This window comes from Yoonia vestfoldensis (assembly GCF_002158905.1).
GTDB classification, from domain to species: domain Bacteria; phylum Pseudomonadota; class Alphaproteobacteria; order Rhodobacterales; family Rhodobacteraceae; genus Yoonia; species Yoonia vestfoldensis_B.
In genome coordinates, this window is sequence record NZ_CP021431.1 from 2,239,217 (window position 1) to 2,251,942 (window position 12,726).

Below are 12,726 nucleotides of genomic sequence, written 5' to 3' on the forward strand. Positions count from 1 at the left end.
ATGCGACGCCGCTTTGCGCCCCCTGCGGTCAGGCTGGCCTTGGCTTGCACTTTGGTGCTGGCGGGGTGTGGCGGGCCGTCATCCTCGTTCAGGGCGCCCTCTGCGGATATCGATTGCATGGCGCGCGCGATGTATTTCGAATCCATCCGGTCCAGCCGTGACGGCATGATCGCGGTCGGCAGCGTGGTGATGAACCGGGTCGACTCCGCTGCCTTTCCCAATAGCGTCTGCGGCGTGGTCAGCCAGAAAAATCAATTCGCCCCCGGCGTGATGACCAAGCGGATGGACAGCCGCTCTGCCCCGCTGGCGCGTGCCGCCGCGCAGGCCGTGCTGGCCGGAGAGCGCCACCCCGATATTGCGCAGGCCATGTTCTTTCATGCCGCGACCTATCGGGCCGGGTTCAACAATATCCATTATGTCCTGACGACCGGCGGCAATGCCTTTTACGAAAGGCGCAGGCCGCAGAATGTGACAAATCCCCGACCGCTGCCGCCGCGAGAGGGCATTACCAGAGGCTAGCCCCCCTCGTCCGGCCCCCAGAATTGCGGCAGTTTCGACAGGTTCTTGGCCAGCAGCGTGCCTAATCCGCCGACATTATGCCGCCGGATGGCGCGGTAATCCTCGCGGCTTTTGCGGATCATCTGGGCGAAATTGCGGTTGCTGGCCCCGCCCATCTGCATCCGCACCATGACCTGCGGCAGATAGGCCAGCCGCAGCTGCCCTGTCGTCAGAAACCGCAACATCCCGTCGTAATCACCCGAAATGCGATAGCTGGTGTCGTAAAGCCCCGCCTGCGCAAAGACCGCACGCCGCAGATAAAGCGTCGGATGCGGCGGCATCCAGCCCCGCGCCAGCGCCCCCGGCACGATCGGCCCGGCCCGCCAGCGCCGGATCACGCGGCTGGGGTCGCTGCGCGCGACATAATCCAGATCGCCATAAACCCCGTCGATGCCAGGATCCGCCAGCACCTGCGCCACCTGCGCCAGAACGGTCCCATCGGCCAGCACGTCATCGGCATGCAACAGCCCGATCACATCACCCGTCGCGCGCCGGATCCCGGCGTTGATCGCCTCGTAAATCCCGCCATCCGCAGCAGAGACCAGCGCCATGCAAGCCAGCCCCTGCCTGTGCAACAGATCCAGCGTGCCATCCGTCGAGGCGCCATCCTGCACGACATGTTCCAGATCGTCATGGCTTTGCGCGCGCAGACTGTCGAGCATGCGCGGCAAGCTTGCCGCCCCGTTGCGCACGGCGGTGACGACAGAGATTTTCACGCAGCCTCCTTGCGCGGCGCAGGGCATGGGTCGATCCCCAGCACCTTCTGGATCGCGGCGACCGGACCAGTGCCATTCTGCGCCATGAACCGGTCCACCTCGGCCAGCTTGGCATCGACCAGATAGCGGTACCAGAACCCTTGCAGCACATGAAAGGCCCGCGCCTGCGCCCCATCCCGAAAGCCGCCGCGCAGCACGTAGCGATAAAGAAAATACACCCCCGCCCGCAGCCCGCCCGGCAGGCGCGCATAAAGCTGGTCCTTGATCCGGCGTTTCACCCCTGCCGCGCCTGCCGGTCCCAATTGTGGTGCCAATTGCGGTGCCAATTGCGGTTCCAGAAACCCGTGCCGGTGATTGAGGATATCCACCACCTCGCGGCTGGCATAGGCATTATGCTTGGCGATCCACCAATCCAGCGGCTTGCGATTGTCGTCGATGATCTGGCCTGCCAGATGTGCGACAGGGCCATCCACCAGGATATGTTCATCCATCCAGCGCGCCTCGACCCGGCCCTGGCCCTGACGGAACAGCCGCAGCATCCGGGCGGGGAACAGGCCGCCATAGCGGATCGGCTGGCCTTGGAAATACATGCTGCGCCCGACGGTGACACCGGCCACATCCGGCAGGCCCGCCGCGATCTGCGCGCCCAGCGCGGGCGTGACATATTCATCCGCATCCAGCCGCAGCACCCAGCCGTCACCCGGCCCGAGCCGGTCAAGTGCGGCGTTGAATTGCTGGGCATAGCTGGTCCAGGGATGGGTCCAGACCTCGGCCCCGGCATCGCGGGCGATCTGGATCGTGGCATCGGTCGAGCCGCTGTCGACCACGACCACGCGGGTGGCGATCCCGTGCAAAGACGCCAGCGCGCGGGGCAGATGCAGCGCCTCGTCGCGGGTCAGGATCAGGGCGGTCAAGTCAGTCATCCATCGGCCTTGTGATCATCGGATTGCCCTGCCCGATATGGCGCGCGGGCAGGTCATGCAGCGCCACACCGCGCGCCGCAAGGATCGCCCCCGCCCGGATCACCACCCCCGGCCCCACGAAAGCATCCGCACAGACCCAGGCATCCGGCCCGATCACGATGGCCGGGCGCAGCAAGGGGCGTGCCGGATCGCGCCAATCATGGCTGCCCGCACATAGATGCGCCAGCTGCGAGACCGTCGCCCGCGGCCCGATATGGATCGGCCCCAGCGCATAGAGGATCGCATTGTCGCCCACGGCGGCCTGATCCTCGATATGCAGGTTCCAGGGGATCGTGATCCGCGCGGTCGGGTAGATATGCACCTCGCGCCCGATCTTTGCGCCAAACAGCCGCAACAGCCAGACCCGCCAGGCCCAGAGCGGGCGCGGGCTGAACCGGAACAGCGGCTGGCACAGCCCCCATAAGACGCGTCCGGCCTGCGCCCGCCCCGACCAATGGCGCCTGCGCCGGTTGGCGGTGATATTGATCTGCGTCGTCATGCATTCACCATCTGCGGTTCGCCCTCGACCAGGTTGCGATAAAGCGCGGCAAAGCTGGCGACCATCGCCTCGGGTGCGAAATCGCGGATCATCCAGTCGCGCCCGCGCGCGCCCATCGCCGCCAGATCACCGGCGCCCAGCCGCAAGATCGCCTCGGCCAGATCATCGCGCGCCGGGTCGATACAGGCCCCCGCCGCCATGATCGCCAGCCTGCGCCAAGGCGTGCTGATCGTCGTCAGCACCGGCACGCGATGGGCCAGCGCCTCGGCCACGGTGATGCCGAAATTCTCGCTATGGCTGGGCAGCACACAGAGATCGGCGCGGGCAAAGGCCTGCGCCTTGGCGCTGCTGTGCAATGCGCCGTGGAACCGGATCCGCGCGTCACCTGCGGCAGCTTCGCGCAGCTTTGCCACATAGGCCGGATTGCCGGTGCCGAAGATATCCAGCGTCACATGCCCCGGCAGCACCGCCATCGCCGCGATCAGCAGATCAAGGCCCTTTTTGGGATGCAGCCGTCCCAGATAGATCAACCGCAACAGGCCGCGCGGACGGTAAGGGCGGCGGGTCACGGGCGGGATCGTCACGCTGTTGGGGATCACGGTGGTCTGGATATGCGGCAGCCGCGCCAGGCTCTGCGCGGCCTCGAGCGGGGCAGTCACATGCAGGATGGTCTGCGCGGGGCGCAGCATGTTGGCGGCCTGTTCAAACAGATGCTTTGCGCGCAGATGCGGCGCATCCGGCCAGGCCTGCGTCGCCTGCAAAGCCCCGCGCGGCGACCAGACCAGCGGCTTGCGCAAGATGCGCGCCAGGGCCAGCACCGGCAGCGTCGGAAAGGAATAGGTGCCGGTCAGATGCACGACATCCGCCCAGAGCATCGCCGCAGGCAACCGCGCCAGCAGCCCCGGCGCAACCGCATGGCCCGCGATCCGGCGGGTGTAATCAACCCGGTACGGCAGCGGCATCTGGCGTAGCCTGTCACGCAGCGCAGGCCCCGCGGCATCGGTGGTCAGCACGCGCAGCCGGATATCAGGCGCAGCCGCGATCCCGTCGCAGATCGCCTTGGTCGAAAAGATCGGCCCGCCCCAATAGGTCGCGGGATAAAAGCTGGGGGTGACATGCAGGACCTTCATGCCGCCACCTTGGCGCGCTGGCCGATGATCCGCGCGGGATTGCCCGCGACAACCGCGCCCGCAGGCACGTCGCGCGTCACCACGGACCCCGCCCCGATCACCGCATGATCCCCGATCCGGCGGCATTGCGGCAGGATCACGGCGCGCAGCCCGATCCAGACGCCCGTTCCGATGGTCTTGACCATCGGCTCTGGCACCGACCAGGGATGCAGCCCGTGATCATGGGTATAGATCACCGCCGCTTCGGAAATCAGCGTATCATCCCCGATCACCAGCCCGCCGGTCGTGTCCAGATGCACATCGCGGTTGATCTGCACACCATCCCCGATCCGCAGGCCCGCGCGGCCCGTCTCGGCCGAGACCGCCACGCCGCGCCAGATGTAACAGCCCGCCCCGATCTGCACAGCGCCCGGATCATCGAACCGCACGCCGGGCTGGAACCGGCTGCCCGCGCCAACCTGCCCCAGATGCGCGCGGTGCCACAGCGTCGCGCGCCACAGGCCCAGCCGGCGCAGGATCTGTCCGGGCAAGCGGCGAAGGAGAAGGATCAGATCACGCATAAGACATCCTTTTTGATGAAACGGCCCGCCACCGCAGCGGCCGCAGAAAGACAGCGCCGATCACCATGATCAGCATCAATTGCGCCCCGGCCCCCACGATGAAGGCACTGAAAGAGGATTGCAGGCAGGCCTGTACAAACGGATAGAACAACAGCGGATAGAGAAATGCCGTCCCCCGCTGCGCAATGTGCCGCGCGTTCAGCAAATACGCCTCGCCCAGCCGGAACGCCCAGCCCAGCACAGGCGCCACCGCCAGCCCCGCCCAGCCAAAGTTGATAAACGCCTCGCCCGGCCCGGTGACGTTGAACGCGCCCCCCGTCGCCAGCCCCATGATCTCGCGCTTGAAATAGACGCCAAGATCAATCGCAGGCTTGTCCGGCCAGATGTCGCGCGGCACCCAGCCAAAGACCCACCAGCCATAGCTTTGCCCCAGCAGCATCTGTGCGGTCTCGACATGGCCGGTGACCATCACCGCGACGTTGATATCCAGAAAATAGGTCGATCCGATGATCTGGCGCAGCAGGCTGGCCCCCTGCCCGCCCAGCCGCAGTTCTGTCATATAGGCCGAGAGCATCACGATCAGCCAGGCGCAGGCCAGCCCCAGCAGGCCCTGCCGCCAGCCCAGCCGCCCCCCCAGCAGCGCATAGGTGGCAAGGGCATAGATGGCCAGTTCCACCAGCTCGAACCGGTCCCCCGAGACCAGCGCGATCCCGACCAGCGCCCCCGCCAGCGCCAGCGTCATCATCACGCGGGGCGGGGTCGGCTGCACGATCATCTGCGCAAGACAAAGCACGAATGCGCATTTCGGGATCACGAACAATGTCTTGATCCCGGCCAGCGTCGCCCCGATGCCATCGGCATTGACGTTGATCTGCTTGGTGCGGTTCAGCCCCGCGATCAGACCAGCCTCGCCCAGCCCAAGGCCGCGCGCGCGCAGGATCAGCAAGACCGTCACCAGGCTGACCACCAGCGCCAGCCCGACCAGCGCGCCCATCGGCTGCACGCCCAGCGCAATGCCGCGCGCGGCCATGATCCGTGCGGCGGGTGGCTGTTGGGGTTTGCAGGCCAGCAGATAGCCCGCGCAGATCAGCGCGACAAAGCCCCCCAGATAGATCGCCCCCGCCAGCGCCGCCCCCGGTGCCGGATCGAAGCTTGCATAAAACGCCAGATCTGGGGCTATGGCATAGGCCAGGGCCTTGGCCAGAAAGCCCAGCCCGCAGAAATAACCCAGCAGATGCAGCGGCGATACCCAGGCCAGCAGCCCCTGCCGCGCTGCGATCCAGAACGGCAAGAGCGTGCAAAGCGCCGCCAGCGCGATGATCAGGACATCCGCCATCCGAGCCTCCGTCGCGGGCGTGCCAGCGTGTCGATCCCCATGCTGCGCCAGAGCCAAAGCCACAACAGCCCCGCGCACAGGCTGGTGGCCAAGGCATAGGCCAGCGCATTGCCCAAAGGATCCAGCGGCGCGGCCAGAACCACCGTTCCCAGACATGCGCCCAGATATGTTCCCAGCCCCGCCAGCCTTGCCAGCGCGGCCAGATGGCCCCGCCCGGTCAGCGTGGCGACACTGACCCCCTGCGCAAAGGCCAGCTGCACCAGCGTGCCGCCCAGCAAGACCAGCAGCACCGGCAGCACCAGACCTGGCCGCGGCATGTCGGGCAGCCAGAGCGGCAGCAACGGCAAGGCCAGCAGCACCCCAGCTGCCAGCCCCAGCCCCGGCAGCAAGGCGATCCGCGCGCCTGCGTCACTGGCGCTTTGCAGCGCGGCGGTGTCGCGGGCGGCATGGGCGGCGCTGATCCGCCCCGCGCTCAACCATGTCGCCACGGCCACCGGCAAGGCCACAAGGTTCGCCAAACGCCGCAGCAGCGCATAGACCCCGATCTGCTCGGGCGTCAGAAACTGCCCGCCAAGGATGATATCGACCTGCGCCAACCCCATGCCCAGCACCGCCGTTGCCCAAAGATCTTTGGCAAAGCCCGCCTGCGGCCGGTCAGGGCCGATCACCATGCGGCGCTGCGGATGCCGCCACACCAGCCCCGCCGCGCCAAGGCAGACCACCCCCAGCCCCAGGGCCGCCAGCCAGAGGATCGCCACGGGATCCGCCGCCAGCAGCCCCGCCAGCCCCAGCACAACCAGAGGGGCAAAGTCGCGCAGCGCCATCGACAGATGGATTGATCCCAAAACGCGCAGGATACTGCCCAGGCAAGACGCCAGATTGACCGCAACCGCCATGGCCAGCACCGCCAGCCAGGGCAGATCAGGCCAGAGCAGCCCCAGGCCCAGCGCCGCCCCGCAAGCCGCGAGCATCGGCCAGAAAAGGCACAGCCCGATCACCGCTTGCGGATGCATCCCCGCACCGTCACCCAGCCTTGCCAGCAGGGCCAGCGGCCCCCCGAAGCCAAGACATGTCGCCGCCACCAGCGCCAGCCCCCACAACACGATCAGCCCGCCAAACCCGTCCAACCCCAACCGCATCGCCAGCCCCAGCAACACCGCCAGATTGCCCCCCAGCAGGCCAAGGCGCAGCAGGATGGCGATACCGGCTGGCTGATGCAGGCCATATCGCAAGATCGCCATCATACGCGGGAACCACCTTCACAACACAGCAGAAATACAGCTATGGGTTGAGTGTTCCTTCATTGTGATTAATTTTGTCTTAACTCGTCTGTGGTCTGACGATCAGGCCGCTTAGCCCAAGAAAGCCCTGCCAATGCCGCCTTCAGTGTCACAGCCCCTGCCTGCTCTGGTCGATCTGGATCAGCCCGCAGCGCTGGATCTGGTGCAAATCCTGCGGCTTGCCTGGGCGGGCAAATGGATCGTGGCGCTGACCACGGCGCTGGCGGTGTTGATGGCGGGGTATTACGGCTTTGCCGTGGCGCGCCCGCAGCATGCCGCCATCACCGTGATCGAGACCCGGACAAGCAGCGCCCGGCTGGCCCCCGATCTGGCCCCCGATCTGCCCCCCCATCTGGGTGCCGCGCTGGCTGGCGCGCCTGTCCAGCCCGGCACCCAGATCCAGATCCTGCTGGCGACACCGATCCTAGAGCAGGTGATCGCCCGGCTGGACCTGCAGGATGACCCTGCCTTCAACCGCTATCTGACGCCAGTGCCGCCGCTGTCGCCGCGCGGGCTGCGCATCCGCTTGCGCAACCTGTTGCAAGGGCGCAGCGAACCGGTGCCCGATGCGGCCGCCATCGCCAGCAAGCTGGTGCAGAACCTGCGCGCGGCGATCCATGTCACCCATCCGCGCGACAGCGACCTGTTGCGCGTCACGGTCACGACCGGCGATCCCGATCGCGCCATGGCCATCGCAAACACGCTGGCAGAGGTCTATCTGGCCGATCAGGTCGCGCGCAAAGGCGACGCATTGGCCGCCAGCATCGCGCTGCTGGGCGCAAGGTCGGACGCCTTGCACGCCGATCAGGCGGCCACCACGCAGGCGATCACCGCGCTGGTGGCGCAGGCGGGGCTGCAAGACCCCACCCGCGCGGATATGGCCGGACGCCATCTGCAAGACACTACGGCGCGGCTGGCCAGCGCCGAAGCCGCCCTTGCCCGCGCCAGCGACCCCGCCAATGCGCAGCGCTTGACCGCCCAGATCGCGGCACTCCGCGCCAGCCGCGCCGATCTGGAAACCGCCGTGCAGAGCCTGACCACAGCCAGCCAGACACGCGCGCGCATGCAGCGCGATCTGGATACCGCCATCGCACAACAGGCCAGCTATCAACAACAGCTGCGCGCGCTCAGCTTGGGTGCCGCGCAGATCGCGCCGGATAGCCGCGTGCTGAACGCCGCGACCGAGGCGCGCTATATCGGGCCGCAAAAAGTGCTGATGGTGCAGATCGCGGCGATGATCGGCGCGCTGGCTGGGCTGATGCTGGTGGCGCTGCACCACAGCCTGCGGCGCGGTTTCGCCGATGCGGCGGCCTTGCAGGACCGCACCGGCCTGCCGGTTCTGGCGCAGCTGCCGCTTTTGCCATCACGCAGGCCCGCGCGGCTGCTGGCGGCGCTTGATGCGACCCCGGCCTCGGCGGCGACCGAAGGCTACCGGCATCTGCGCACCGCCTTGATGCTGCATGGCGCGGAACCGCCGCAGGTGATCCTGTCCAGCTCTGCGATCCCCGGCGAAGGCAAGACGACACAGGCCATCGGGCTGGCGCATGGGCTGGCGCAGCTCGGCAAACGCGTGCTGCTGATTGACGCCGACCTGCGGCGCGGCGCGTTCCGGCGCTATTTCCGGCTGGCGGGGACAGAGGGGCTGGCGGCAGTGATCCTGGGCCATAGCACGCTTGACGCCGCCACCGAGCCAAGCCTGATCCCCGGCGTCGATCTGCTGGCGGGCGGCGCAGAGCAAGCCGCGGGCGGCGAGACCCTGTTCCTGCCCGCGCTGGCCGATGTGCTGGCGCAGGCGCGCGCGGCCTATGATGTGGTCATCATCGATGCGCCGCCTTTGGTGCCGGTGCCCGATGCCGTCGTGCTGGCGCGCCATTGCGATGCGGTGATCCTGGCCGTGCGCTGGGACAAAACCCCCGCCGCAGTGGTGCAGGCCGCGACCGAGAAACTGGCGGCCGCCGGGGTGCCGGTCACCGGCCTGACGCTGACCCAGGTCGACATCCGCAAACAGGCGCAGCGCGGCGGCATCGGTTTTGCCCATTACGGGCGCGGCTATTTTCACGTCTGAACCGGCGTTACCGCCAGGATATGCCGGCTGGAAAAGCCGATGACATCGCCCGCCCGCAGCACCAGGCCCGCAGGCAGGTCGGCGGCAAGATAGGCCTTGGCGATCCAGTCCAGCGGGCCTGTCGCATCGCGCGCTTCGATATTGGGGCGCAGGAAGGTCGTGATCGGGCCGACCAGATTGCCCGGCAGGGCGGTGGTCGCGACAGCCTCGCAGCCATAGCGCAGATCGCCCGTCAGCCCGCGCCCGGCCAGCCCCAGCCGCGGGCTAGCGCCAAGGCTGATATTGGCGGGGCTGTCGCCCGCGGTCTGCGCAAGGCTGATCCGCCCCCAAGGCCCTGCGACCTCTTGCACCGCGATGGCGGCACTTTCGCCATCCCAATGCACGAAAGGCAGCATGCCCAGATAGAGCCAGTCAATCACCGCATCCGGCCCTGTTGCGGTGACCTGCACATCATGGCGCACCGCGCCGGGGGTGATCCGGCGGGTCAGCGCGCATGTGCCGATGGGCTGACCGGTTGCGCGCTGCCAGGTGGTGGTTTCAACGGTCTCGATTTCACCCCCGAGCCGCAGGCCGGTGCCGGTGGTCACAGGCACGAAGGGCTGCGCATCCAGCGTCACGGCGCGCGCGACCAGCATCTCGTTGCCATGGGTCTGGCCGCCGATCTCTGTTGCGGCACCGGCGACAAGCAGGCGCGCGGCATATTCGCGCTCGGATGCATAATCGATCGCCTGAAACTGCGGATAGCTGGGGCGGTTATCGGCGCGCCAGTCCAGCGCGCCATCGCCGCCGATACCCGACAGATGCACCGGTGGTGTGGTGCCGCTGACACCTGTCGCGCGGGCGGCATAGAAAGTGCCTTGCCATTGCACCTCGTCCCCCATGGTATAAGCGGTTGCAGGCTGCCAGACCGGCGGCAGGATGCCATCGTCGGACAGATCGGCAGAGAGGGCCAAAGCCTCGATCATCAGGCTGGCGCCGCCGGGTGTGGCCGCCCCCCCATGCGACAGGGTCACGACATGGCTGCCGGTCAGGCCGGTGGCCACACGGATCGTGCGGCGGCGGGACATGTCGGTGGCGCTCTGGGTGCTGAAGGCCTTGAACCCCAGCCCTGCCGGATCACCGATACTATCGACCAGCGCTTGGCTGCCATCAATCTCGACCCGGCAATAGCCCCCCGCGCTGCGGCCCGTGTAACAGACCCAAAGATCATAGGGCTTGGCGCGCGCGACCGTCACGCTGATCGTGGCGGTCAGCGAGGTGGTGCTGACCGCGCGATTGCCGGTATAGCTGCCCGACAGGCCCGAGCCAGAGGATTGCAGCTGCGACCAGCCCGCCGACAGATCAAAGGCCGCGACCGGATAGATCTTGCGCAAAGCGCAGGTCAAAGTCTCACGCCAGGACAGCCTTGTGCCGCTATTGGCCCCGTCCAGCCGCAGGCAGGCGGCGGTTCCGGGGCCGGTCTCGGTCCAGATGCTTAGCCCCGCTTGGGGGCCGGGGCCAAGCGCGACATGCGCGCCGCTGCCCCTGGCAAAGAAAGCTGCCAGCGGGTCGGGCGCAGCAGGGCCGGTATAGGCGGGGGACAGTTCTAATCCGATCATGGATCAATACCACGCCACAAGCTGCGCCGTGGTGCCACTGGCCAGCACCCGCACCGGCCGGATCGACAGCACAGCACCGGCCGCCAGATCATAGGTCACGACCTGGCCGCCCTTGTCCTGCAAGGCCGCCGTGCCCGCGCTTTGCACAAAGAGCGCGCGCGGACGCACCGGCAGATCGGCGCTATCCGAGGGGGTGACGACATAATGCGCCACGGCGGGCGAGGTCAGGTTGACATAATCGGCGCTGAAAGGATCGGGCATCGGAGACTCCAGATTGGTTGCAGCCGCCATCATGCCGGTTTTGTCTGAAAGCCGCGTTGCAGCACCGTGCGGCACCGGGTGGCACCGGGCGCAACAGCACTGGCCAAGCCGCAACAGCACTGGCCAAGCCGCATCCGCCTAGGTTAGACAGGGCCATGCCCTTTCTGGACCCGCTGATGCCTGCGCCGATGGATGCGTTCGATGGCGCGCCACCCGCGCCCGACCAGCCCTTTGTCGCGATCGGCGATGTGCATGGGCGCGCCGATCTGCTGGCCCCGATCCTTGCGCGCGCCGCAGCGCAGGATCTGCCTGTGGTGCTGGTGGGCGATTACATCGACCATGGCCCTGACAGCGCGGCTGTGCTGCGGCTGTTGCAGGACCGCGCGGCGCAGATGGCGCTGACCTGCCTGCGCGGCAATCACGAAGACCTGTTGCTGCGCTTTCTGCGCCGGCCGCGCAAAACGGGCCGTCTCTGGCTGCGCTATGGCGGGCGGGCGACGCTGGACAGCTACGGGATCGACGATCTGCCCGAACAGATCACCCTCGCCGATCTGGTGACGGCGCGCGACCGGCTGCGGGCCGCGATGGGCGCGACCGTGACATGGATGCAATCCATGCCCTTTTGGTGGCAAAGCGGCAATGTGGCGGTCCTGCATGCGGGCGCCGATCCGGCCCTGCCGCTGGCCGATCAACTGCCCAAGGCGATGGCCTGGGGGCATCCCGATTTCGGCCTGGTGGCGCGCCGCGACGGGGTCTGGTGCGTGCATGGCCACCGGATCATGCGCCGCCTGACGATCCGCGAGGGTGTGGTCTCTATCGATACGGGCGCTTGGAAAACCGGCAAGCTTTGCGCCGTGCTGATCGGCGCGGGCCATATCAAACCATTCTAGGCGCCTTTGCGCGCCAGCACCACCAGGATGGTACGCCAGGCGATCCACAGATCCAGCCGCAAAGAGGCATGGGCGATGTAATGCAGGTCGAGCGCCACTTTGCGCCGCAGCCCCTCGATCCCGTCGACATAGCCCAGCTCGGTCTGCGCCAGACCGCTGACACCGGGCCGGACGCTGTGCCTTTCGGCATAGCCCGCGATATCGCGCAGGTAGACGCAGGCATGGTCATAGGCATCGGGGCGCGGGCCGATCAGGCTCATCTCGCCGCGCAGCACATTGATGATCTGCGGCAATTCATCCAGCCGCGATCTGCGCAAGAACCCGCCCAACAGGGTAATCCGCTCTGCGTCAAGCGCATCAAAAGCACCGCGCGCCGCACCTGTCGCCCGGCGCATGGTGCGGAATTTGAACGCGGCGAAGCGGCGGCACCGATAGCCCATCCGGTCCTGCCGATAGATCAGCGGACCGGCATTCAGAAACGGGTTCAAGACCAGCAGCACAGCCCCGACCGGCACCAGCAGACCCAAAAGCAGCAGCGCGACGCCATGATCAAACAGCCGCTTTGACAGCGGCGGCAGGCCGGTATCGCGGCGCAGCGCAGCACAGGCGGCGGGATCGCCCAAAAGACGATCATGATGTGAAACATCCGCCATCGCGCGCACCACCTAACCATTACACCATGCCACGACGCCGCCACATCCGGCGCATCCGGCCTTGGGCAAGCCTGGCGAAACATGGTTAAAAGAAAATTAAAAGGCTGTTAAAAGACGCTGAAACGACTTTTCACAGGATGCAGCCGCCCAGCTGGCCTGCGGATCGCGGATGACGCTTGCTTGCGGCGCGCGCTTGCTGCGATATGTCAGGGGACGCC

The 12,726-nt window shown here is 67.2% G+C and carries 13 protein-coding genes; 3 read left to right on the forward strand and 10 right to left on the reverse strand.

Translation table 11 applies throughout. The features are described from left to right. Nucleotides 1-519 carry a cell wall hydrolase gene (locus tag LOKVESSMR4R_RS11145; protein WP_087213084.1) on the forward strand — a complete coding sequence of 173 codons (519 nt, stop codon included), beginning with the start codon at nt 1-3 and terminating at the stop codon, nt 517-519. Here the strand turns inward: LOKVESSMR4R_RS11145 and LOKVESSMR4R_RS11150 are convergent. The 7 genes from LOKVESSMR4R_RS11150 to LOKVESSMR4R_RS11180 are packed head-to-tail and all read right to left on the reverse strand — an operon-like array spanning nt 516 to nt 7,005. Next, a complete protein-coding gene (locus LOKVESSMR4R_RS11150) occupies nt 516-1,274 on the reverse strand; it encodes a glycosyltransferase family 2 protein (RefSeq protein WP_087213087.1) in 759 nt (252 codons plus the stop codon). The genes LOKVESSMR4R_RS11145 and LOKVESSMR4R_RS11150 overlap by 4 nt on opposite strands. Then, on the reverse strand, nt 1,271-2,197 hold the full coding sequence (locus LOKVESSMR4R_RS11155) for a glycosyltransferase family 2 protein (RefSeq protein ID WP_087208413.1): 927 nt from the start codon (nt 2,195-2,197) through the stop codon (nt 1,271-1,273). Before LOKVESSMR4R_RS11155 ends, LOKVESSMR4R_RS11150 begins: the two co-directional genes overlap by 4 nt. Then, nucleotides 2,190-2,735: an acetyltransferase gene (locus LOKVESSMR4R_RS11160; RefSeq protein WP_087208415.1), complete on the reverse strand. Its 546-nt coding sequence runs from the start codon at nt 2,733-2,735 to the stop codon at nt 2,190-2,192. Before LOKVESSMR4R_RS11160 ends, LOKVESSMR4R_RS11155 begins: the two co-directional genes overlap by 8 nt. After that, nucleotides 2,732-3,865 carry a glycosyltransferase gene (locus tag LOKVESSMR4R_RS11165; RefSeq protein ID WP_087208418.1) on the reverse strand — a complete coding sequence of 378 codons (1,134 nt, stop codon included), beginning with the start codon at nt 3,863-3,865 and terminating at the stop codon, nt 2,732-2,734. Before LOKVESSMR4R_RS11165 ends, LOKVESSMR4R_RS11160 begins: the two co-directional genes overlap by 4 nt. Then, nucleotides 3,862-4,425 (reverse strand): acyltransferase, encoded by a 564-nt coding sequence (locus tag LOKVESSMR4R_RS20450; RefSeq protein ID WP_204248663.1) that lies wholly within the window; start codon nt 4,423-4,425, stop codon nt 3,862-3,864. The genes LOKVESSMR4R_RS11165 and LOKVESSMR4R_RS20450 overlap by 4 nt, the downstream gene beginning before the upstream one ends. Next, nucleotides 4,418-5,761 carry an oligosaccharide repeat unit polymerase gene (locus LOKVESSMR4R_RS11175; protein ID WP_087208421.1) on the reverse strand — a complete coding sequence of 448 codons (1,344 nt, stop codon included), beginning with the start codon at nt 5,759-5,761 and terminating at the stop codon, nt 4,418-4,420. Before LOKVESSMR4R_RS11175 ends, LOKVESSMR4R_RS20450 begins: the two co-directional genes overlap by 8 nt. Then, a complete protein-coding gene (locus LOKVESSMR4R_RS11180) occupies nt 5,746-7,005 on the reverse strand; it encodes a hypothetical protein (RefSeq protein WP_087208423.1) in 1,260 nt (419 codons plus the stop codon). Before LOKVESSMR4R_RS11180 ends, LOKVESSMR4R_RS11175 begins: the two co-directional genes overlap by 16 nt. Before the next feature lie 142 nt (nt 7,006-7,147). Between LOKVESSMR4R_RS11180 and LOKVESSMR4R_RS11185 the strand changes: the two genes are divergently transcribed. Continuing rightward, nucleotides 7,148-9,106: a polysaccharide biosynthesis tyrosine autokinase gene (locus LOKVESSMR4R_RS11185; protein ID WP_087213093.1), complete on the forward strand. Its 1,959-nt coding sequence runs from the start codon at nt 7,148-7,150 to the stop codon at nt 9,104-9,106. On the opposite strand, the gene LOKVESSMR4R_RS11190 is transcribed toward LOKVESSMR4R_RS11185, so the two are convergent. Both LOKVESSMR4R_RS11190 and LOKVESSMR4R_RS11195 read right to left on the reverse strand, forming a co-directional pair. Beyond that, nucleotides 9,097-10,704: a hypothetical protein gene (locus LOKVESSMR4R_RS11190; protein ID WP_087208425.1), complete on the reverse strand. Its 1,608-nt coding sequence runs from the start codon at nt 10,702-10,704 to the stop codon at nt 9,097-9,099. The two genes, LOKVESSMR4R_RS11185 and LOKVESSMR4R_RS11190, sit on opposite strands and share 10 nt — an antisense overlap. 3 nt (nt 10,705-10,707) lie before the next feature. Further along, entirely contained in the window at nt 10,708-10,965 is a 258-nt protein-coding gene (locus LOKVESSMR4R_RS11195; RefSeq protein WP_087213096.1) for a spike base protein, RCAP_Rcc01079 family, read from the reverse strand. Between the two features lie 56 nt (nt 10,966-11,021). Here LOKVESSMR4R_RS11195 and LOKVESSMR4R_RS11200 point away from each other — a divergent pair, with 56 nt between their 5' ends. Further along, complete coding sequence (locus tag LOKVESSMR4R_RS11200; protein WP_237331768.1) at nt 11,022-11,855, forward strand: metallophosphoesterase; 834 nt, start codon at nt 11,022-11,024, stop codon at nt 11,853-11,855. Here LOKVESSMR4R_RS11200 and LOKVESSMR4R_RS11205 read toward each other — a convergent pair. Continuing rightward, nucleotides 11,852-12,508 carry a sugar transferase gene (locus LOKVESSMR4R_RS11205; RefSeq protein ID WP_087213102.1) on the reverse strand — a complete coding sequence of 219 codons (657 nt, stop codon included), beginning with the start codon at nt 12,506-12,508 and terminating at the stop codon, nt 11,852-11,854. The two genes, LOKVESSMR4R_RS11200 and LOKVESSMR4R_RS11205, sit on opposite strands and share 4 nt — an antisense overlap. Nucleotides 12,509-12,726: the final 218 nt, after the last annotated feature.